The organism is Pseudomonas sp. Pc102 (assembly GCF_018408275.1).
In the GTDB taxonomy this organism is placed as follows: Bacteria; Pseudomonadota; Gammaproteobacteria; order Pseudomonadales; family Pseudomonadaceae; genus Metapseudomonas; species Metapseudomonas tohonis.
The window spans coordinates 97434-118910 of the sequence record NZ_AP021905.1 but is presented as its reverse complement, the minus strand read 5'-3'; the positions used below and the strand labels follow the sequence as shown (position 1 = coordinate 118910).

Below are 21477 nucleotides of genomic sequence, written 5' to 3'. Positions count from 1 at the left end.
GCGCCACGCGTGGCAGTTCATTGGAGCTGCCACGCGTGGCGCCTTTTTTATTGCCCGCAGGTTTTACGAGGGACGAGGTATGGGGTTCGCAACACAGCTCAAGGAGATGCTCGGCAGGATGGGCCTCGGCCGCCGCGAGATCGACCAGCGCTGCCGCTACCTGGACTGGCAGGCACTCGATGGCGCGCGCCTGAACCGCCAGGCGGAAGCGGTGGAGGCCCTGCACAAGGTATTCGTCGAAAGCCTCTACGCCCACCTCGAGCACTTCGAGCCGACCGCCAGCATCCTCCGCGACCCGGCGACCCTGGCACGACTGAAGGCCAGCCAGCTGGACTACTACCAGCGCCTGTGGAAGGGCCCCTACGACCGCGACTACGTCATGCACCGCCTGCAGGTAGGCCTGGTTCACCAGCATGTCGGCGTCGAGCTGAAGTGGTACCTCGGCGCGTACCGCCTGTACCTCGACCAGATGCTCACCGGCCTGCTCGGCGACAGCGAGTCCACCCGCACCCTGGGTAGCCTGATGAAAGCGGTGTTCTTCGACATCGCCCTGGCCATCGACACCTACAGCGCCGCCCAGCGCCAAGCCCTGGAGGACAGCGAGGCGCGCTTCGCACGGGCGTTGCGCGGCGCCAACGACGGCCTCTGGGACTGGGACCTGGAGCATGACCGGCTGTATATCTCCGAGCGCTGGGCGAGCATGCTCGGCCGCTCCCGCGATGCCTTCGGCGAGAGCAGTGCCGGCTGGTTCGCCCGCGTGCACCCCGACGACCTGCCGGCCCTGCGCCAAGCCATCGACACCCACCTGCGCGGTGACAGCCCCTGGCTCAGCCACGAATACCGCATGCGCCAGCAGGACGGCAGCTACCTCTGGGTGCTGGTGCGCGGCGTCGCCGAGGGCCACCGCATGGCCGGCTCGCAGACCGACATCAGCCAGCGCAAGGCCACCGAGCACCAGCTCAGCCACGCCGCGCGGCACGACCCGCTCACCGGCCTGGCCAACCGCATGCGCCTGGACGAGCTCCTGCAGCAGGCCCTGCAGCGCCAGCTCAAGCCCGGCGCGCGCCAGGCGGCGCTGCTTTTCATCGACCTCGACCGTTTCAAGCTGATCAACGACAGCCTCGGCCACGCCGTCGGTGACCGCGTGCTGGTGGAGGTGGCCCATCGGCTGGAACGCTGCCTGCGTCCGGGCGACCACCTGGCGCGCTTCGGCGGCGACGAATTCGTCGTGCTGCTCGACGACCTCGCCTGCCTGGGCGATGCCGAAGTCGTCGCCCAGCGCATGCTCGACAGCCTGCACCAGCCGCTGCACCTGGACGAACGCACCCTGGTGGTCAGCGCCAGCATCGGCATCACCGGGCTCCAGGCCGAGGGCCAGACCATCGACGCGCTGCAGGCCGCCGACCTCGCCCTGTACCGCGCCAAGGAGGCCGGCAAGGCGCAGATCGCCCGCTACAGCAGCGACCTGCAGGCCGCCGCCAAGAACCGCCTGGACCTGGAAAGCGCTCTCGCCCAGGCCCTGGCGCGCGATGAGTTCGAACTGCATTACCAGCCCATCTGCCGAACCGACCAGGGCCAGCCGCTGCTGGTGGGCGTGGAGGCCCTGCTGCGCTGGCGCCAGGGCGACCTCCTGGTGCAGCCGGCACAGTTCATCCCGGCGCTGGAGGAGTCCGGCGAGATCATCGCCGTCGGCGACTGGGTGCTGCGCGAAGCCTGCCGCCAGACCCGCACCTGGCAGCAGGAAGGTCAGCGGGACCTGCGCTGCTCGGTCAACCTCTCCAGCCGCCAGCTGCACCAGCCGGGCTTCGCCACGCGGCTCCAGTCGATACTCGAGGAATCGGGCCTCGCCCCTTCCAGCCTGGTGCTGGAGATCACCGAGAGCCTGCTGATGCAGGACGGCGCCGACACCCTCGCCTGCCTGCGCGAACTGGCCTGCCAGGGGGTGCGCCTGGCGCTGGACGACTTCGGCACCGGTTATTCGTCCCTCGGCTACCTCAAGCGCTTTCCGCTGCACATCCTCAAGGTCGACCGCAGCTTCATCGACGGCGCACCCGAGGACCCCGAGCTGCGCGCCATTTCCCGCGCCATCATCGGCCTGGGCGGCAGCCTCGGGCTGGAAGTGATCGCCGAAGGTGTCGAACGCCCCGAACACCTGGACTTCCTCGCTGCCGAGGACTGCCACTACGCCCAGGGCTTCTGGTTCAGCCGTCCCCGTCCGCCCGAGGCGCTGGAGCGCCTGTTCAACGGCGAGGAATGCTTCGACGGGCACTGGTGCCTGCTGCCCGAAGCCACCACGAGAGCCACCCCATGAAACGCAACCTGCCGGTCAGCGGGCGTGCCGTCGCCTTCGCCGACGACGCCAACATCCTCTCCACCACCGACCTCAAGGGCGTGATCACCCACGTCAACCAGGACTTCGTCGACATCAGCGGCTTCAGCCGCCCCGAGCTGATCGGCCAGAGCCACAACCTGGTGCGCCACCCGGACATGCCGGCCGCAGCCTTCGCCCACCTGTGGCGGACGCTCAAGGCCGGGCGCAGCTGGATGGGCCTGGTGAAGAACCGCTGCAAGAACGGCGACCACTACTGGGTCAGCGCCTTCGTCACCCCGGTGGTGCGTGACGGCCAGGTGCTGGAATACCAGTCGGTGCGCACCCGCCCCAGCGCCGAGCAGGTGCAGCGTGCCGAACGGGCCTACGCCCGGCTCGAGGCCGGCCGCATGCCCGCCCGCGCGCGCCTGCCACTGCACCTGCGCCTGCTCGCCGGCCCGGCCCTGGGCATGGCGCTGGGCCTCGCCCTGTACCAGGCCCTGGCGCCCTATGGCCTGCTCGCCGCCGTGCCGGCCTGGGGCCTGGCGCTGGGCTGCGCGGGGCTGGTGCTGCACCGCCAGTTGCGCCCGCTGCGCGAGCTGCTGCACCGCGCCCGTGGCATCGCCGACAACCCGCTGAGCCAGGCGGTCTACGGCCAGCGCAGCGACGAATTCGGCCAGCTCGGCTTCTGCCTGCAGATGCTGGAGATGGAGACCGGCGCGCTGGTCGGGCGCATCGCCGAATCCTCGCGCCAGCTCGCCGAACACGCCGATGAGCTGGCCGCCGCCGTCGCCCACGGCAGTGCCGGCAGCCACCGCCAGCAGCTGGAGACCGACCAGGTGGCCGCCGCCGTCGGGCAGATGGCCGGCAGCGTCCAGGAAGTGGCGCGCAGCGCCCAGCAGAGCGCCTGCGCCGCCGACCAGACCGACGACGCCGCGCGCATCGGCCAGCACGAGGTGAGCGCGACCCGCGCCCGCATCGCCGAGCTGGACGAGGAGGTGCGCAACGCCACCCGCGTGGTGCGCGAGCTGCAGGACCACAGCAGCGCGATCGGCCAGGTGCTGGACGTGATCCAGGGCGTCGCCGAGCAGACCAACCTGCTGGCCCTGAACGCCGCCATCGAGGCCGCGCGGGCTGGGGATGCCGGGCGCGGCTTCGCCGTGGTGGCCGACGAGGTGCGCGCCCTGGCCGGGCGTACCCAGCAGTCCACCGCGCAGATCAACCAGATGATCAACAGCCTGCAGAGCGGCGCCGAGCAGGCCGTCGCGGCCATGCAGCGCAGCTGCGCCCAGGCCGAGAGCAGCCTGGCCCAGGCCCAGCGCGCGGCAGAGTCCCTGGAGCGGATCAACCAGCAGGTCGGCGCCATCAACGGCATGAGTTTGCAGATCGCCAGCGCGGTGGAGCAGCAGAGCGCTGCCAGCGAGGAGATCCAGCGCAGCCTGGCAACCATCCGCCGCGCCGCCGACGACAACGCCAACAGCGGCCTGTGCAGCCAGCGCAGCGCCGGCGAGGTGGCCGGCCTGGCCGCCGACCTGCGCCAGCTGGCCCTGCAGTTCTGGAGCAGCCGCCGCGGCCTGGGGTGATTGCGCAGGGGCGGGGGCGATCCGCTATGCTCGGCGCTTCCTCGCCATCAGACCCATGTCATGCGCTACCTGCTCTGCCTGCTGCTCCTGCTCGGCACCCCGGTGCACGCTGCCGACCGCAACAAGGTCGAAGGCTACGAACTGCAGAACGGCCTGCAGGTGATCCTCAAACCCACGCCCGAGCGTGGCCATGTCGCCATCCGCCTGGTGGTGGGCGTCGGCTTCGACGACTTCGCCTGCCGCGACAAGGAGCTGCCGCACCTGCTGGAGCACCTGTTCTTCAGCGGCCTGGACGGTGACGGCGAAGCGGGCCTGGAGGCGCGCATGCAGGCCCTTGGCGGCGAATGGAACGCCTTCACCAGCACCAGCGACACCGCCTTCGTCATCGAGGCGCCGGCGCAGAACCAGCGCAAGGTACTCGACCTGCTGCTGCAGGTGCTCGGCGACACGCCCCTGGACGACGCCCGCATCGCCACCGCCAAGCAGGTGGTGGAGCGCGAGGGTGGTGGCCACTACTCGCACCTTGAGCGCCTGCTGGACCGGCAGGACCTGGGCCGCGAGGCCCACGAGCAGCTCGCCGTCGAACTGGGCCTGGCCTGCGCCGAGCGGCCCCAGGTGGCGCACCTGCAGCGCGAGGCCCTGGAGGCCCTGCGCCACGACTGGTACGCGCCGAACAACATGAGCCTGATCGTCGTTGGCGACCTCGATCGCCTGCTGCCGGCCTTCATCGAGCGCCGCTTCGGCGCCCTGGCGCCGGTGGAGGTGCGCGAGCACCCGGAGCTGCCCACCAGCAACGGCAACGCCGCCGAGCGCCGCACCCTGCGTCGCGGCCTGGTGGGCGAGAGCGCCACGCTGCACTGGATCTTCCCGGAACCGGAGGTGGCGGGTGCCGACTACGCCGCCTGGGAACTGCTCAAGGACTACCTGGACTGGGAGCTCTACCAGCAGTTGCGCATCCAGGGAGGCCTGTCCTACGGGCCCTGGACCGAGCGCCGTGCCTTCGGCGCCGAGGTCTTCCTCAGCCTCAACGCCGACCTGGAGCGCGACGACGTGGAACCCGCCCTCGCGGTGTTGCGACGGATCACCACCCGCCTGCGCGACCAGGGGCTGGACCCGGCCACCTTCGAGCGCCTGCGCGGCCTCGCCATCAGCCGCCAGGCGTGGGCGGCGCAAGGCAACACCGCGCTTGCCGACTACTACTGGGGCGCCCTGGGCGACTACCAGGACGGCCACTTCGGTGACGAAACCGCGGCCCTGCGCGCGGTGACACGGGAACAGGTCGATGCGATCGCCCGCGAGCTGTTCCGCCAGCCGGGTTACGTCCGCATCGAACAGCCGCTGCTGGGCTACGACCAGTTGGGCTGGCTGCTGCCGGCACTGCTCGCCCTGCCCCTGCCCGGCGCCCTGCTGTGGCACCGGCGCCGCAAGCCTCCGCGCAACGCACCCGCCTGAGCCGCAGGCCGTCGGCCAGACAGCCGCGCGCCTTCTCAGGCCGGCGGGCGGGCAGTATCCTGCGGCCCCCGCAGCCTTGTCCGACTTGCCCATGTCGATCTGGAAGAACCGCCTGCTCGCCCTGATCGCGCTGATCCAGCGCCACCCCAGGCTCATCGCGCTCTACGGCTTCTGCTCGGGTGTCGGCAGTTTCCTGCTGGTGGATCGCGGGGCGCGCCTGGCCAAGGTGATCGCCATCATCATGCTGGTGAGCTGGCTCTGGCTGCTGCTGGAGAACCTGTTCCGCAGCAGCATCGAGCGTCTGTTCAAGATCGAGCTGCCGCCACCGCTGACGCGCTTCCTGACCCAGCTGATCCACCAGGAAAGCCTGTTCTTCGTGCTGCCCTTCTTCCTCATCACCACCAGCTGGAACAGCGGACAGGCCCTGTTCACCGGGCTGCTGGCGGTGGCCGCGGTGGTTTCCATCACCGACCCGCTGTACAACCGCTTCCTCGCGCCGCACCGCTGGCTGTTCCTCGCGTATCACACGCTGACCCTGTTCGCCGTGTTGCTCACGGCGCTGCCGATCATCCTCCACCTGACCACCGCACAGAGCTTCGAGTGGTCCCTGGGCATCGCCGTGCTGCTGTCCTTCCTCAGCCTCTACAGCACCATCCGCGTGCAGCGCTGGTGGCGCGGCCTGGCCTTGGTCGGGCTGACCCTGGCACTGGGCGCCGCCGGCTGGCTGACCCGGGTGATGGTGCCGCCGGCGACTCTCTGGCTGACCGAAGTGGCGGTGACCCCGGAGCTCGACGACCACCAGCGCACCCCCGGCAAGGGCGTGCACACCGTCACCGCCGCCGACCTGCGCAGCGACGGCCTCTACGCCTACACCGCGATCAATGCGCCGCGCGGGCTGAACGAGCGCATCTATCACCTGTGGCGTTTCGAGGGCAAGGAAGTGGACCGCATCGCCCTGGACATCCACGGCGGCCGCGACAAGGGCTACCGCGCCTGGACCCACAAGCAGAACTTCCCCGCCAACCCGGTGGGCCACTGGCAGGTGCGCGTGGTGACCGAGGCCGGCCAGATGATCGGCACCCTGCGCTTCGAGGTCACCGACGACCCGCTGCCGCCCAAGCCCCATTGAGCCCTGGCGCAGCGCAGGCACGACCGTAGGAGCGAGCTCTGCTCGCGAAGCCGTTGGCGTTGCTACGCACCGCTTGGCGACTGAAGTCGCCCCTACAAGGTCCCTGGGCAGACGGCGGCCCGTAGGGGCGTGCAACCCGCCTCCAATCGCGAATGAATTCGCTCCCACAGGCTCAGGGCCTGTAGATTCCCCTGCGCTCACCCACTCAAGGAAGAAGCCATGGCCATCATCAGCGACTGGGCGAAGTCCATCGCCCGGGTACTGGAAAGCAGCTTTGCCGTCAGCAGCACCATCGCCGATCACTCGACCGTTCTCGGCGATGCGCGTGAGAGCTTCATCCGCGATGTGCTCAAGCGCTTCCTGCCGAGCAACATCAGCATCGGCTCGGGGCAGATCGTCGATAGCGAAGGCGGCATCTCCAGGCAGATCGACCTGATCATCTACCGCAACGATTTCCCCACCCTGCGCACCTTCGGCTCGGCGGACGTGTACCTGATCGAAGGCGTGGTCGCCACGGTGGAGGTCAAGTCGCAACTCAACGAGAAGACACTGTTCGAGGCCCTGGAGAACGGCAAGTCGGTGCGCAACCTCAGGCCTTCGTTGCTCAAGGCCTCGCTGGACGACTACAGCCGCTGCGTCTTCGGCATGCCGCACACGGAACTCTCGATCCAGCAGTACAACTCGCTCATGGGCCTGGTGCTGCCGCCCACCTACGTCTACGGCTATCGCGGCTACACCGCCAACAGCCTGGAAGACCTGCGCGGGAGCCTCAACCGCTGGCACAACGTGCCCAACGCCGCCGGCGAACTGGACGTCACGCTGATGCCGGAAGTCATCGCCGCCCAGGGCTGCGTGAGCCTGAAGAACCTCAGCAACTTCCTCGACCTGCCGCGCCCGGGTGCGGACGACCTCGAGGCCTGTCGCCGGTCATACAACCAGACGATGAACGCTGCCCTCGGCAAGCAGGCGTTCTACTCGGCCTTCCGCACCAGCGAGCAGGCGCGCTTCGACTATGGCCTGGCCCTGAAGACTTCCGCGACGCCGCTGCAGTACCTGATCTCCAGCCTGCTGGAGACGGTGATCTCGCGCATCGGCCACCAGCAACTGGGGGGTACCGCCATCCAGTACAACCTGTTGCGCTACCACATGACCGAGGACATGGAAGGGGGCTGGTCCGGCGCGGCGGTGAACCTCACCAACGTGCGCGACCCCAAGCTGGACTTCGCCAAGGCCAAGGGGCTTTGAGCCCCTGGCGGCGCTGGGCGAATGAATTCGCCCCTACGAGGCTGGACACGGGCCGCAGGGCGGGTGCGACCCGCGCGGCCAATCGCGAATGAATTCGCTCCCACAGGCTCGGCAGGTAGCCGGGCTTCAGCCCGGGAATCGCCGAACCGGGATCAGCCGAAGAACCAGTAGCACACCAGGATCGAGGCGATGACGCCGGCGAGGTCGGCCAAAAGGGCGCAGCCCACGGCATGGCGGGCGCGCTGGATGCCGACGGCGCCGAAGTACACCGCGAGCACGTAGAAGGTGGTCTCGGTGCTGCCCTGGACGGTGGCCGCCACCAGTGCGGGGAAGCTGTCCACGCCCTGGCTCTGCATGGTCTCGATGAGCATGGCGCGGGCGGCGCTGCCGGAGAACGGCTTGACCAGGGCCGTGGGCAGGGCGTCGACGAAGCGCGTATCCAGCCCCGCCCATTCCACCAGCAGGCGGATGCCGTCCAGGCCGAACTCCAGGGCACCGGAGGCGCGCAGCACCCCCACCGCGCAGAGCATGGCCACCAGGTACGGCAGCAGGCTCCTGGCGACGTCGAAGCCTTCCTTCGCGCCCTCGACGAAGGTTTCGTACACCGGCACCTTCTTCAACGCCCCGACGAACACGAACGACAGGATCAGGCCGAACAGCACCAGGTTGCCCAGCAGCGACGACAACGCCGCGAGGGCGGTGGCGGAAAGGCCGGCCAGCACCGCCATGAAGCCGCCCAGCAGCAGGGCGCCGGGCACCAGGTAGGCGAGCACCACCGGGTCCCAAAGCCTGAGGCGCTGCATGACGGCCACCGACAGCAGGCCCACCAGGGTGGAGGCGCTGGTGGCCAGCAGGATGGGCAGGAACACCAGGGTCGGGTCGCCGGCGCCCTGCTGCGCGCGGTACATGAAGATCGACACCGGCAGCAGGGTCAGGGACGAGGCGTTGAGCACCAGGAAAAGGATCTGCGCGTTGCTTGCCGTGGTGGCGCTGGGGTTGAGTTCCTGCAGGGCGCGCATGGCCTTGAGACCGATGGGCGTGGCGGCGTTGTCCAGGCCCAGGCCGTTGGCGGCGAAGTTGAGGGTGATCAGCCCCAGGGCGGGATGCCCCGGTGGTACCTCGGGCATCAGCCGGTGGAACAGGGGGCCGAGCAGGCGCGCCAGCGCCTCCACCAGGCCGGCCTTCTCGGCGATACGCAAGAAGCCCAGCCACAGGGTCAGGGTGCCGAACAGGAGGATCATCACCTCGACCGAGAGCTTGGCCATGGCGAACAGGCTTTCCACCATGGCCGCCCAGACGCCCGGGTCGCCGCCGATCCAGCGCACCAGCGCCGCGGTCGCGGCGACCATGAAGAAGCCGAGCCAAAGGCCGTTGAGCATGGACGATCCCCCGAAAAACGATGCGCGGATGATAGCGGCGCGAAGCCGGCCCGCGCCAGGAAGCCGCCCGGCAATGTCATGAAAGCCATCTAGGCTGAACCGGGTCGGTCGCTTATGACCTCAGACCTGGGAGATGACGATGAAGAAGATCCTGGTGCTCTACTACTCCATGTACGGCCATATCGAACGCCTGGCCGAAGCGGTGGCCGAGGGTGCGCGCAGCGTGCCGGGCGTTGAGGTCACCCTCAAGCGCGTCGCCGAGACCATGCCCGAGGACGTCGCGCGCAACGCCGGTGCCAAACTCGACCAGCCGGCCGCGCTGGCCAGCCCGCAGGAGCTGGCCGACTACGACGCCATCCTCTTCGGCACCCCGACCCGCTTCGGCAACATGGCCGGGCAGATGCGCACCTTCCTCGACCAGACCGGCGGACTCTGGGTGAAGGGCGCGCTGGTGGGCAAGCTCGGCAGCGTGTTCACCTCCACCGGCACCGGCGGCGGTTCGGAAACCACCATCACCTCGTTCTGGAACACCCTGGCCCACCACGGGATGCTCATCGTCGGCCTGCCCTACGCAGCCCCCGAGCTGACCGACATCAGCGAAGTACGCGGCGGCTCGCCCTACGGCGCGGCCACCATCGCCGGCGCCGACGGCTCGCGCACGCCGACCGGCAAGGAACTCGCGCTCGCCAAGTTCCAGGGCGCCCACGTGGCCAAGTTGGCAATCAGGTTGCAATAGAGGGATAGCGGCAAGCGGCAAGCTACAAGCGCCAAGTTAAAAGCGAGTGGCTCGCGGCTTCTGTTCTTGGCTTGACTTGCAGCTTGTAACTTGCAGCTTGCAGCTGCTCTTGATAACGCTGCCCCCGGGAAGCTGGATCGCAGCTTCCCGGCGGCGGCTTCGCCTGACCCGGCCCGCAGTCGCGGAGGTAACCCCTTTACCCCTAGGTCGTGCCGCTCTACCGACGCGGTACAACCCGGCCCCCTGGTCATGGCCCCGCCTGCGGGGCCTGTGGTCTGAACGGCTTCAGTACCAGTTCGGATCGCTTTTGAGCTGTTCGTCCAGAATCGCCTTCACCTCGTCGTCCGGTTCGCCCAGCCATCGGAAGCTGGCGTGACGGCTCGGCGACTTGTCCTGGGGCAGGCCTTCCGGCACTTGCACCAGCAGGGCGTAGGCGTCCTCCTTGTCCCAGCTGAAGGCGACCAGGAGGCGTTGGCTGGCGCAGGCGTGCGGCTCGCACAACTCGCCGACCAGAAACTTGTCACCGTCCTGGTCCACCGCCTTCATCGGCGGTGCCGTCCCGCTCAGGTTCATCACCCAATCGGGCAGACGGCTTTCATCTTCCACCAGCGCCTGCCAGGTCTCGCGGTACTGCGGGTCGGTGCCCAGCAGTTCGTTGAGCCTGTGCTGCGCGTCCGTGTCGGCCGCCAGCACCAGGGTGCTGGCGAAGCCGAACGCGGTGGCGGCGCAGAGGGTGCGCAGGATGTGCATCGCGCCTCCCTAGCCCCGGCGGCGGCCGAAGATGAAGGACACTACGAACAGGACCAGGAACAGCACGAAGAGAATCTTCGCGATACCCGCAGCGGTGCCGGCGATGCCGCCGAAGCCCAGTACCGCAGCGACGATGGCGATGACGAGGAATGTAAGTGCCCAGCTGAGCATGGTGGTTCTCCTTCTTCGGTTTGTCGGGTTCTCAGCGCGCGGGCGACCAGGCCGGTTGCGGCTGAGTGGGCTGCGCTTCGGACGTTTCCTCCGCAGCCGGGTTTACGAAATCGATGCCGCTGAAATCATTGCTGTCCTGCAGGGCCTGGCCGACCGCCAGGGCGCTGCCGAGCATCAGCAGGGGAAGGGCCAGAAGGGCTACCAGGAACAGGGCGATGGTCCACATCTCGAATCTCCTTGTTGGCTCAGAACACCCAGCGGGGCTGCTGGGGTTGGTCGTTCCAGCGCTCCTGGGCCACGCTCTGCAGCGAGCCGTCATGGAGCATCCCGTTGGCATGGAAGGCGGCAGGCGTCGGGAGGATGTCGATCCGCGCCGGCAGCGGCTGCTGGCGCTCCCCGGCCTGCAGGTGCAGGCGCCAGGACTGACCGGCGAGCACGACCAGCGCCACGGCGAGGGTGGCCAGCAGCAGCTTGCCCGCGAGGGCGATACGTGCGTGACGACGGTTCATCCTGAAAAACCTCCTGGGCCGTTGATCGATCGGGGGACCGGAGTCCCTGCCTGTCCTGCTTTCATCGCCACCTGGCGACGCTTCCTGATCTGTAGATTGCAGAGCGCATGCCAGTTTTTACTTCCGACTAAATCTCTTTAAATTCAACAACTTATCTCTCTATCGTCGAGCGTCGTGACTGGCAACTTGCATGATCACCGGTGCGGCGTCGTGCGTTTTGCATGGCCGGACATCCCTGTCCGGTGCCGGCTCACTTCATCGACTGCTTCAGGCTGCGCATGCGGTCGTGGCAGGCCTTGACCCGGGGCATCTCCTGGGCGATGAGGCCGCGGACCTCGGGCTCCGCGCTTTCCAGCGCATCCTCGAAGGCGTGCAGGATGCGGTCTTCGGCTTCCTCCAGCTGGCCGACATAGGTGGCCTTCTCGTCGCTGGAGAGCGACGCGCGGGTATCGGCATAGACCTGGCGCAGCTTGCCGACGAAGGTGCCGCCGGTGGACGGGTCCTCGTGGTTGGCAGCGACCTTCACCGCCAGGGCCTGGATGACCTGGGTCTTGGCCTGGGCCATGTCGCGGAACAGGCCTTGCAGGGCCGGGTCCTTCACTTCCTCGATGGCGTGCTGGTAGAAGCGCTCGCCGTCACGGGTGATCTCGATCAGTTCGTTGAGTTGCGCGGTGGTACGGGTCATGGAGTTTCTCCTTGCCGATGGTGATCGCCTCAGCCGGCGACCTTGAGGGATGCGGCCTGCACGTCGAGCACGCCGCGGACATTGCGTGCGGTTTCCACGGCCAGTTCCTTTTCGGCAGCCGTGGCCACGGTGCCGGCGAGGTGGACCACGCCTTCGTCCGTCCGTACGGAGATGTCGAGGGCGCCAAGGTTGTCGCTGGAAAGAAAGCGGGTCTTGACCCGGCCGGTGATCCAGGCATCGCCGAGCAGGTTGCCGGCCTGGGCCACCTCGCTCTGCGCGCGGGCGACCGTACCGGGCTCGCCGGTCACGCGGATGGCGTTGTCCACCCGCTCGACGCCCTCGGTGCTGGCGGCGAGCTTGCCGGCCAGTTCGCGAGCTTGCGCGCTGGCCGATTCGCCACTGAGGGTCACCAGGCCTTCACGCGACTCGACACCGATATCCAGGCCCTCGGTACGGGTATTCCACAGCAGCTTGGATTTCACCCGCGCCTCGACGGTGGCATCGTCGAGGCGCTCGTCCACTGCAGCCACCGAGACCAGCCGCGGGCGAACGCCGGGATCGACGCGGATGCGGTTGTCCACCGTCTCGATGCCATCGATGCCGAGCGCCACCTGTTCGGCCAACTCGCGCTTGACCTCGTTCTCCACCGTACCGGTGAGTGTGGCCACGCTGCCTTCGACATCGACGTTGAGGGAAAAGGGGGACAGATGACGGTTGAAGGCGAAGGCGGTCCACACCGAGCCTTCCTGACGAGCTTCGTGCACTTGCTGGGTCACCCCCTCGCGTGCCAGCGAACGAGTCGGCGAGGCGACGACCAGCGTGCTGCAGACGGCCATCAGCACGAGCCTGCGCAATTGCCGCATGGGAACCTCCTGTCATCCATTCCGGCGCTGGAGCGCCTCCTGATGCAGGTGAATCGCAAGGGCTGTGCCACCTCTGAAATGTATATTTTCTCCTTTTGAATCAGCTAGTTATTCTCAGCTTCAAAATAGGCACTGCATGCAGGCTGCAATACATGTATGAAAGAACCATGCAACTTGCACGATAATTCCTGGACTAAGCGGTACGACTGAACAATGCGGAGCGAAAAAATGGCAACAGCGACGGAAACCAAGGGACGCATCCTGCTGGTCGACGACGAGTCGGCGATCCTGCGCACCTTCCGTTATTGCCTGGAAGACGAGGGCTACAGCGTGGCCACCGCCAGCAGCGCGGCGCAGACCGAAGCCATCCTGCAGCGCCAGGTCTTCGACCTGTGCTTCCTCGACCTGCGCCTGGGCGAGGACAACGGCCTGGATGTGCTCGCGCAGGTGCGCGTGCAGGCACCCTGGATGCGCGTGGTGATCGTCACCGCGCATTCGGCGGTGGACACCGCCGTGGATGCCATGCAGGCCGGCGCGGCGGATTACCTGGTCAAGCCGTGCAGCCCCGACCAGCTGCGCCTTTCGGCCGCCAAGCAACTGGAGGTACGCCAGCTCACGGCGCGCCTGGAGGCCCTGGAAGGCGAGGTGCGCAAGCCCGGCGACGGCCTGGACTCGCAGAGCCCGGCGATGATGGCGGTACTGGAAACCGCGCGTCAGGTGGCGAGCACCGACGCCAACATCCTCATCCTCGGCGAGTCGGGCACCGGCAAGGGCGAGCTGGCCCGCGCCATTCACGGCTGGAGCAAGCGGGCGAAGAAATCCTGCGTGACCATCAACTGCCCGTCGCTGTCGGCGGAGCTGATGGAAAGCGAGCTCTTCGGCCACAGCCGCGGGGCCTTCACCGGGGCCAGCGAGAGCACCCTCGGCCGGGTCAACCAGGCGGACGGCGGCACGCTGTTCCTCGACGAGATCGGCGACTTTCCCCTCACGTTGCAACCCAAGTTGCTGCGCTTCATCCAGGACAAGGAATACGAGCGGGTCGGCGACGCGGTGACCCGCCGCGCCGACGTGCGCATCCTCGCCGCCACCAACCTCAACCTCGACGAAATGGTCCGCGAGGGCCGCTTCCGCGAGGACCTGCTCTACCGCCTCAACGTCATCACCCTGCACCTGCCGCCGCTGCGCGAGCGCACCGAGGACCTGATCGGCCTGGCCGAGCGCTTCCTCGCCCGCTTCGTGAAGGACTACGCGCGCCCGGCACGCGGCTTCAGCGACGCCGCGCGCGATGCCCTGCTGGGCTATCACTGGCCGGGCAACGTGCGCGAGCTGCGCAACGTCATCGAGCGCGCCAGCATCATCTGCGGCCAGGAGCTGGTGGAGATCGCCCACCTGGGCCTGAGCGAGGCGCCGGCCAACAACGCACCGCGCGTTGGCGCCTCGATGAGCCTGGAAGACCTGGAGAAGGCCCATATCGCTGCCGTCCTCGCGGCCAGCGAAACCCTCGACCAGGCCGCCAGGACCCTGGGGATCGACGCCTCGACGCTCTATCGAAAACGCAAGCAGTACGGTCTATGAAACTGCCGATGAAGCTGCGCACGCGGCTTTTTCTCAGCATCTCGGCCCTGATCACCGTCGCCCTGCTGGGCCTGTTGCTGGGGCTGATCAGCGTCATGCAACTGGCCCGCTCGCAGGAGCAACTGATCACCTACAACTTCGCCACCATCGGCCTGGGCGAGCAGTTGCGCACCCACCTGGGCGACCAGTTGGTCAACCTGACGCGCGAGCGCCCCGACGTGCCGGGGCTGCAGGCTTCGCAGAAGCGCTTCCTCGGCATCCTCCAGCAGGGGCTGATGAATGCCCGCGACGAGCAGACCCGCCAGGGCTTCCAGGCCATCGCCGATGCCTATGGCGACTTCCTGCGGGTCAGCGAGCGCGCGGACGGAGATAGCCGCGACGACGATTTCAGCCAGGCGCTCAACGCCACCCGCAACGCCATGCTGGCGCTGCAGAAGCACGCGCTGCACAGCGCCGCCGAGGCCGAGCAGTCCGCCCGCGAGCGCGCCAGCCTGGTCGCGACGCTGCTGGGCGTGCTGGGCATCGCCGTACTGATGATCGGCTTCGTCACCGCCCACGGCATCGCCCGCCGCTTCGGCCAGCCCATCGAGGCACTGGCGCGCGCGGCCGACCGGATCGGGCAGGGCGACTTCCAGGTGACCCTGCCGATTTCCACGGTCAGCGAGATGGCCTCGCTGAGCCGTCGCTTCGGCTTGATGGCCGAGGGCCTGCGGCTGTTCAAGGAAACCAATATCGAAAAGCTGCTGGCCGAGCAGCGGCGCCTGAAGGCGGTGCTCGACAGCATCGACGACGGCCTGCTGATCCTCGACCGCCAGGGCCGCATCGAGCACGCCAACCCGGTGGCCCAGCGCCAGCTGGCCTGGGAGACCGAGCAGCTCGGCCAGACCCTCAGCCATGCCATGAACAACCCCGCCATGGAGCTGCCCACCCAGCAGGTGCTGCGCGGCGAGACCCTGGCCCAGGAGCCGGACGACCTGAGCATCGAGGCCGACGGCGAGAGCCGCCTGCTGAGCTGGCGCCTGACGCCGGTGAGCCTGGACGAGGAGCGCATCCTCGGGGCGGTGATGGTGCTGCGCGATGTCACCGAGCAGCGCGCGTTCGAGCGGGTGCGCAACGAGTTCGTGCTGCGCGCCTCCCACGAGCTGCGCACCCCGGTGACCGGCATGCAGATGGCGTTCGGCCTGCTGCGCGAGCGCCTGGATTTCGCCGAGGAGTCGCGCGAGTCCGACCTGCTGCTGACCGTGGACGAGGAGATGCAGCGCCTGGTGCGGCTGATCAACGACCTGCTGCACTTCTCCCGCTACCAGAACGGCATGCAGACCCTGAACCTGGCGCCCTGCGACATCGACGACCTGCTCGGCAGCCTGCGCGCGCGCTTCCAGGAGCCGGCGCAGGCCAAGGGCATCAGCATCGAGCTGGACCTCCTGGAGCCGCTGCCCCGCGTGCCCATCGACCGGCCGCAGGTGGAGCGCGTGCTGGACAACCTGGTGAGCAACGCCATCCGCCACACGCCCAACGGCGGGCACATCCGCCTGCAGTCGCGGCGCCATGGCGAGCGGGTGATCCTCAGCGTCGAGGACAACGGCGAGGGCGTGCCCTACAGCCAGCAGGCGCGCATCTTCGAGCCCTTCGTGCAGCTGGGCAGCTACACCGGCGGCGTCGGCCTGGGTCTCGCGCTGTGCAAGGAGATCGTCCAGCTCCATGGCGGGCGCATCGGCATCTACTCGCGACCCGGCGAGGGCGCGCAGTTCTACCTGGCGCTGCCGCTCTAGCGGCGCGCCTTTCCCTTCATCCCCGGGGCGCTTCGCGAGCAGAGCTCGCTCCTACGAGGGCGGGCTCGAACGTCCTCGTAGGATGGGTAGAGCGAAGCGAAACCCATCACCTCGGAGCGACGGGTTTCCCGATGCGATCAGGCGGCGGGCAGGGTTTCGTCGTTGAGGGCCTGGGCGAGGTCGAGCTGGCCGGCCACCAGGTCACGGAAACGCGCGGCGGTGAGCGGCCGCGAGAACAGCCAGCCCTGGCCGTAGTGGGCACCCTCGCTGGCGAGGAACAGCGCCTGGGCCTCGTGCTCGATGCCTTCGGCCACCACCTTCAGTTGCAGCGCCTGGGCCATGTGCACGATGTGCGGGGCCACGCCGCTGCTGGCCGCGTCGTGGCCGAGGGCGTCGACGAAGGCCTTGTCGATCTTCAACACATCCGCCGGCAGCGCCTGCAGGTAGGCGAGGCTGCTGTAGCCGGTGCCGAAGTCGTCGATGAGGATGCGATGGCCCTGGGCACGCAGCTGGCCGAGCACCTCCTGGGCGGCCTGGATATCGGCCAGGCCGTGCTCGGTGACCTCGAAGGCGATCTGCCGCGCCGGCACCTGGTAGCGCGCCAGCAGCGCGGCGGTGAGCGGGGCGATGCGCGGCGAGCCGACGTCGCAGGCCGCCAGGTTGATGGAGATGTACAGCTCCGGGTTGGCACGCAGGAAGGCGCTCTGCTGGGCCAGCACCTGCTCGATCATGAAGTCGGTGATGTCGCGGATCTGCCCGGTGCTCTCGGCCAGGGGGATGAACAGGTCCGGGCTCATCATGTTGCCGTCGGTACGGCGCCAGCGCACCAGGGCCTCGGCACCGACGCAGCGGCGGCTGGCCAGGTCGAACAGCGGCTGGTAGCGCACCCGCAGCTCGCGCCGGCGGATGGCGCCCTGCAGCTCGCCGCTGAGGGACTGGCGGCGGCACATGGCGTAGTAGGCGAGCACGCCGCAGAGCAGCGACAGCAGGGCGGCGAGGTTGTCGTCGGGCTGGTCGGTGCTGTTGAGCCAGTAGCTCTGGCGCTGGCCGACGATGTCCGCCGGGCGCTCCGGGCCGAAGGAGTTCTGCCGCGGCCAGGAGGAGCAGCGCTGGCCGCCGCCGATGAAGGCCGCCTCGTAGATGAAGCGGTAGCGGAAGTTGATCTGCCGCAGCGTCTCCACCATGGCCATGTCGCAGCCACGCAGGGGCTGGGCTTCGAGCTTGTCGAGGGCCTCGTGGAGCTGGCCGAACACCTGCTCCAGGCGCTGCAGGAAGCGTTCGCCCTGGACCTTCATCTGTTCCTGCTCGGCACGCTGGGCCTGCTGGGCCGCCAGCCACAGGCTCGCCAGCACGAACAGGCAGGCGCTCAGCAGGCCGGCCAGGATGGCCACGGGCAGGGGCTGGTAGAGGGTGCGGCGCCAACGGGAAAGTGGGGGCTGCATGATGGCAAGCGCGTCTTGGCGAGATCAGTGAGGTATAGCCCACCGCCAGGAAATCATCGCGCCGGACGCCGACCGGCGCGCGTCGGCGTCATTGCGTCAATTGAATGTCACGGGGCGGGGCGGCAGGCCCTCCCCCGGGGTGCGGTTGAGCACCAGCAACAGGGCGGCGGTCTCGGCATCGGGCTGGCCGTCGAACAGGTGCGGGCGGTACTTCATCTGGAACGCGGCGATGACGTTGCGGGTGGCCTCGTCCAGCTGCCCGTTGCGCGGCACCGGGTAGCCCTGGCGGGCCAGCTGCATCTGGAACCAGCCGACGGTGGGCAGCGCCTGGGCGAAGCGCGCCTGCTCCACCGCCACGGCGGAAGCCTCCGGCCAGGGCACGAGGCCGGCGTCGGCGAGGCGCTTCCAGGGGAACAGGGGGCCGGGATCGACCTTGCGCTGGGGGGCGATGTCGCTGTGCCCGATGATGCTGCCCAGGGGCAGGTTGTGGCGCTTGACGATGTCCTTGAGCAGCACGATCAGGGCGTCGATCTGCTGCTCGTCGAAGGGCTGCCAGTTGCGCCCGGTGGCGGTCTGCTCGTAGCCCTCGTTGACCAGCTCGATGCCGATGGTGCTCGCGTTGAGCCAGGTGCGGCCCTGCCATTCGCTCTGGCCGGCGTGCCAGGCACGGCGGTTCTCGTCCACCAGCTGGTAGATGGTCGGCGGCTGGGCGCCGATCAGGTAGTGGGCGCTGACCTCGCCATGGGTGAGCAGCGCGAGGGAGTGCTCCAGGTCGGTCGAGGTGTAGTGCAGCACCACGTACTGCACGCGGCTGTTCTGGTTGACCGAGGTCTGGCTGCGGTCGATGCGCGGGCCGCTGGCGCAACCGGCGAGCAGGGCCAGCAACAGGCCGAGGGCTAGGGTTCTCATGGGCTGATGTGTAGCACGCTTTGCAGGTTGTCCAGGAGCATGTCGACGCTGAGCATGATCAGCAGCATGCCAGTCAGGCGCTCCACCGCCATCAGGCCGCGCTGGCCGAGGAAGCGCTGCAGGAAGGCGGCCTGGAGCAGGATCAGGGCGGTGCAGGCCCAGGCCACCAGCACGGCGACGTAGAGCTCCCAGAGCTCGCCCTGGTGGGTGTTGCGCAGGGTCATCAGCACCGCCAGCGCGGAGGGGCCGGCCACGGCCGGGGTGGCCAGGGGCACCAGCATCGGCTCGCCGTCGGGCAGGTCGCCGAGCACGCCTTCGGGGCGCGGGAAGATCAGGCGCAGGGCGATGATGAAGAGAATGATGCCGCCGGCGATGGCGATGGCCTCGCGGGAGAGGCCGAGGCCGCTGAGGATGTTCTCGCCGAAGGTGAGGAAGAGCAGCAGCAGGCCGAGGGCGAACACCAGTTCACGCAGGGCCACCTTGAGGCGCCGCTCCGGCGCGACGTTCTTCAGCGCGGCGAGGAAGATGGCGATGTTGCCGAACGGGTCGGTGACCAGAAAGATCAGCACGGCGATGCCGAGAATTTCCATGGGCGCTCCTCAACTGAAGGACGAAGTGTAAAGGGCGCTGGCGGCGACGTCTCGCCGCCGTGCCGGGTCGGGTGTCAGAAGTGGTACTTGAGGGTGGTGTTGACCGCGCGCTGGTCGCGCGAGGCGTTGCCGCGCACGTCGTCCAGCTCGCTGTAGCCGCCGCTCTGCTGCAGGTACTGGATGCCGAGGAACAGCTGGCGACCCTGGGCGAAGAAGTAGTCGCCGGCATCGAAGCTCAGCTGCGGGCTGAAGCTCAGGCCCTGCTCGCGCTCGCCTTCGGCGCCGGCCCAGTCGAGGCCGCCGTCCAGCAGCCAGCTGGCGTCGCCGAGGCGGAAGGCGTAGGCCCAGGCACCGCTGAACTGCACGCTGTGACCGGGCTCGTCCTGGTCGTCGCGGTCGTAGAGGCTGAGGGTCAGGTAGTCGAAGCCCGGGGCCTGGAGGTCGAAGGCGGGGCCGAGCAGGTTGCCGCCCTGCCCGGGGGCCGGGGTGGCGTGGGCCCCGGCGATGCGCATGCGCAGGGGGGCGGGGGTGTGGCCGGGCAGGTCGGCCAGGGCCTTGGGCGAGAGGCCGGCGGTGAAGGCCGGGCGCTCGGAGGCGAAGCTGAGGAAGCTCTCGCCGGCGGAATAGGGAAGGGTGGCGAACTGCAGGTTGCCGTCCTGCAGTTGCAGCAGTTCGTTGCCGGCGACCTGGACGGCGCCGAAGGTCAGGGCAAAACCACCCAACCAGCTGGCGATACGCGAAAGGGAAAGACGCATTGACGATGTCTCCACAGGTGAATGCGGGCGGGGCCCGCGAAAAAAGGGGCGGATTATACGCAGCTCCCGGCCCGAGGGCAGCAACGCCACCGGTCATCCTCCGGGCGGCACTGTTCAACGCCTTCGAAAAGCCTATAACTTCTAGTGGCCAGCGGAATCCGTTGGCATAGGGAAATGCCTGCCGAGGATCAACGTCATGCGCCGCCATCTGCTCTGGTTCAAACAGGACCTGCGTCTGGACGACCACCCCGCCGTGCAGGCCGCGCTGGCGGCCGACCGGGTTCTTCCCCTGTTCGTCTTCGACCCGAAGCTGCTGCGTCCGGGCGACCTGGGCATCCGCCGCATGGGCGTGCACCGCGCCCGCTTCCAGCTGGAAAGCCTCACCGCCCTGGACGCCGAGCTGCGCCAGCGCGGCTCGCGCCTGCTGGTGGTGCAGGGCGACGCTGCGCAGGTGATCCCGGCGCTGATGGAGCACCTGGACCTGAACGAGGTGCTGACCCTCGAAGAGGTGGCGCCCCGGGAGCGCGCCCTGGTCGAGGAGGTGCGCCAGGCCCTGGGCGATATCCGCCTGCGCGAGCTGGCCGGCAACAGCCTGTTGCGCCGCGAGGAGCTGCCGACGCCGGTGGAGCGGCTGCCGGCGGTGTTCAGCCAGTTCCGCGAGCAAATCGAGCAGCGCCCCAGCGTGTACCAGCCGCGGCCGGCCCCCGAGTCCCTGCCACCGCTGCCCGAGGCGGTGGATGCGCTGTTCGAACCCCTGCCGACGCCGACCCGCCTGGGGCTGGGCGAGCCGGTCAGCCTATCGATCAGTGCGTTCCCCTTCTCCGGTGGCGAGACCGCCGCGCTGGCACGGGTGCGCGACTACCTGTGGACCAGCCAGAGCGTGCGCGGCTACCAGGACAGCCGCAACGGCATGGTGGGCAGTGAGTACTCCTCCAAGTTCTCCCCCTGGCTGGCCAACGGCAGCCTCTCGCCACGGCGCGTCGCCGCCGAGCTGCGCCGTCACGAGGCGCAGTACGGCGCCAATGCCTCCACCCATCAGCTCTGGCAGCAGCTGTTGTGGCGCGACTATTTCCGCTGGACCCTGCTGCGCCATGGCAGCGCGTTGTTCGAGGCCGGCGGGCTGAAGGCCACCGCGCGGGCGCCACAACACTTGGATGAACGTTTCGAGAGCTGGTGTCGAGGCCGCACCGGCATGCCGCTGGTGGACGCCAGCATGCGCGAGCTGGCCGCCACGGGCTTCATGTCCAACCGCGGTCGCCAGGTGGTGGCCGCCTACCTGGTGCACGACCTGGAGCAGGACTGGCGCCACGGTGCGGCCTGGTTCGAGGAACACCTCCTGGACTACGACCCGGCGAGCAACTGGGGCAACTGGGCTTACCTGGCCGGCGTGGCCAGCGACCCGCAACGCAGCCAGGCCTTCAATGCGCTGCGCCAGGCCCGTCACTACGACCCGGATGCGACCTATGTGAGCCTCTGGCTGCCCGAGTTGCGGGCGCTACCGCCGGAGCTGCGTCACACGCCCTTCCAGCTGTCGCGCCTGCAACTCGACGCCCTGGACTACCCGCGCCTGGAGCACGTGCCTGAAGACTGGAAGCCTTACCTCACCTACGCCGCCTGAGGCGAC

At 68.5% G+C, this 21477-nt stretch carries 20 protein-coding genes; 9 read left to right on the top strand and 11 right to left on the bottom strand.

All coding sequences use genetic code 11. The features are described from left to right. The first annotated feature begins 79 nt into the window (after nt 1-79). From PHLH3_RS00590 to PHLH3_RS00570, 5 genes are all read left to right on the top strand, one after another. Nucleotides 80-2311 (top strand): EAL domain-containing protein, encoded by a 2232-nt coding sequence (locus tag PHLH3_RS00590; protein WP_213627559.1) that lies wholly within the window; start codon nt 80-82, stop codon nt 2309-2311. Then, a complete protein-coding gene (locus PHLH3_RS00585; RefSeq protein WP_213627557.1) occupies nt 2308-3891 on the top strand; it encodes a methyl-accepting chemotaxis protein in 1584 nt (527 codons plus the stop codon). Before PHLH3_RS00590 ends, PHLH3_RS00585 begins: the two co-directional genes overlap by 4 nt. A gap of 60 nt (nt 3892-3951) precedes the next feature. After that, a complete protein-coding gene (locus PHLH3_RS00580; protein ID WP_213627555.1) occupies nt 3952-5343 on the top strand; it encodes a pitrilysin family protein in 1392 nt (463 codons plus the stop codon). 91 nt (nt 5344-5434) lie between these two features. Then, complete coding sequence (locus PHLH3_RS00575; protein WP_213627553.1) at nt 5435-6472, top strand: DUF5924 family protein; 1038 nt, start codon at nt 5435-5437, stop codon at nt 6470-6472. A gap of 219 nt (nt 6473-6691) precedes the next feature. Continuing rightward, the gene (locus tag PHLH3_RS00570) at nt 6692-7717 is read left to right on the top strand and encodes a DUF6602 domain-containing protein (RefSeq protein WP_213627551.1); all 1026 of its coding nucleotides are present in this window, start codon (nt 6692-6694) and stop codon (nt 7715-7717) included. 152 nt (nt 7718-7869) lie between these two features. On the opposite strand, the gene PHLH3_RS00565 is transcribed toward PHLH3_RS00570, so the two are convergent. Beyond that, entirely contained in the window at nt 7870-9096 is a 1227-nt protein-coding gene (locus PHLH3_RS00565) for a spore maturation protein (protein WP_213627549.1), read from the bottom strand. A gap of 139 nt (nt 9097-9235) precedes the next feature. On the opposite strand from PHLH3_RS00565, the gene wrbA reads away from it, so the two are divergent. Then, complete coding sequence (wrbA, locus tag PHLH3_RS00560) at nt 9236-9832, top strand: NAD(P)H:quinone oxidoreductase (protein ID WP_213627547.1); 597 nt, start codon at nt 9236-9238, stop codon at nt 9830-9832. A gap of 285 nt (nt 9833-10117) precedes the next feature. On the opposite strand, the gene PHLH3_RS00555 is transcribed toward wrbA, so the two are convergent. The 6 genes from PHLH3_RS00555 to PHLH3_RS00530 all read right to left on the bottom strand — a co-directional run bounded on the left by PHLH3_RS00555 (nt 10118) and on the right by PHLH3_RS00530 (nt 12810). Then, nucleotides 10118-10582, bottom strand: a complete 465-nt coding sequence (locus tag PHLH3_RS00555) for an inhibitor of vertebrate lysozyme family protein (protein WP_111259338.1) — start codon at nt 10580-10582, stop codon at nt 10118-10120. 9 nt (nt 10583-10591) lie between these two features. Next, nucleotides 10592-10753 (bottom strand): DUF1328 domain-containing protein, encoded by a 162-nt coding sequence (locus tag PHLH3_RS00550; RefSeq protein WP_021218842.1) that lies wholly within the window; start codon nt 10751-10753, stop codon nt 10592-10594. 31 nt (nt 10754-10784) lie between these two features. Further along, on the bottom strand, nt 10785-10979 hold the full coding sequence (locus tag PHLH3_RS00545; protein WP_213627545.1) for a hypothetical protein: 195 nt from the start codon (nt 10977-10979) through the stop codon (nt 10785-10787). A 19-nt stretch (nt 10980-10998) separates the two neighbouring features. Beyond that, on the bottom strand, nt 10999-11262 hold the full coding sequence (locus PHLH3_RS00540) for a hypothetical protein (protein ID WP_173174818.1): 264 nt from the start codon (nt 11260-11262) through the stop codon (nt 10999-11001). Nucleotides 11263-11512: 250 nt separating this feature from the next. Beyond that, on the bottom strand, nt 11513-11947 hold the full coding sequence (locus PHLH3_RS00535; protein ID WP_213627543.1) for a PA2169 family four-helix-bundle protein: 435 nt from the start codon (nt 11945-11947) through the stop codon (nt 11513-11515). 29 nt (nt 11948-11976) lie between these two features. Beyond that, nucleotides 11977-12810, bottom strand: coding sequence for a BON domain-containing protein (locus PHLH3_RS00530; protein WP_213627541.1), 834 nt, complete (start codon nt 12808-12810; stop codon nt 11977-11979). 228 nt (nt 12811-13038) lie between these two features. Here PHLH3_RS00530 and algB point away from each other — a divergent pair, with 228 nt between their 5' ends. Together algB and PHLH3_RS00520 are read left to right on the top strand one after the other, a co-directional pair. Further along, nucleotides 13039-14385 carry a sigma-54-dependent response regulator transcription factor AlgB gene (gene algB / locus PHLH3_RS00525; protein ID WP_213627539.1) on the top strand — a complete coding sequence of 449 codons (1347 nt, stop codon included), beginning with the start codon at nt 13039-13041 and terminating at the stop codon, nt 14383-14385. Continuing rightward, the gene (locus tag PHLH3_RS00520; RefSeq protein WP_213627537.1) at nt 14382-16157 is read left to right on the top strand and encodes an ATP-binding protein; all 1776 of its coding nucleotides are present in this window, start codon (nt 14382-14384) and stop codon (nt 16155-16157) included. Before algB ends, PHLH3_RS00520 begins: the two co-directional genes overlap by 4 nt. 137 nt (nt 16158-16294) lie before the next feature. On the opposite strand, the gene PHLH3_RS00515 is transcribed toward PHLH3_RS00520, so the two are convergent. From PHLH3_RS00515 to PHLH3_RS00500, 4 genes are all read right to left on the bottom strand, one after another. Continuing rightward, nucleotides 16295-17599 carry an EAL domain-containing protein gene (locus tag PHLH3_RS00515; protein ID WP_213627535.1) on the bottom strand — a complete coding sequence of 435 codons (1305 nt, stop codon included), beginning with the start codon at nt 17597-17599 and terminating at the stop codon, nt 16295-16297. Between the two features lie 96 nt (nt 17600-17695). Further along, entirely contained in the window at nt 17696-18508 is an 813-nt protein-coding gene (locus PHLH3_RS00510) for an N-acetylmuramoyl-L-alanine amidase (RefSeq protein ID WP_213627533.1), read from the bottom strand. Continuing rightward, the gene (locus tag PHLH3_RS00505) at nt 18505-19098 is read right to left on the bottom strand and encodes a MarC family protein (RefSeq protein WP_111259329.1); all 594 of its coding nucleotides are present in this window, start codon (nt 19096-19098) and stop codon (nt 18505-18507) included. The genes PHLH3_RS00510 and PHLH3_RS00505 overlap by 4 nt, the downstream gene beginning before the upstream one ends. Nucleotides 19099-19172: 74 nt before the next feature. Then, a complete protein-coding gene (locus PHLH3_RS00500) occupies nt 19173-19853 on the bottom strand; it encodes a hypothetical protein (RefSeq protein WP_213627531.1) in 681 nt (226 codons plus the stop codon). Between the two features lie 196 nt (nt 19854-20049). Here PHLH3_RS00500 and PHLH3_RS00495 point away from each other — a divergent pair, with 196 nt between their 5' ends. Next, nucleotides 20050-21471, top strand: a complete 1422-nt coding sequence (locus PHLH3_RS00495) for a DASH family cryptochrome (RefSeq protein WP_213627529.1) — start codon at nt 20050-20052, stop codon at nt 21469-21471. Nucleotides 21472-21477 lie beyond the last annotated feature (6 nt).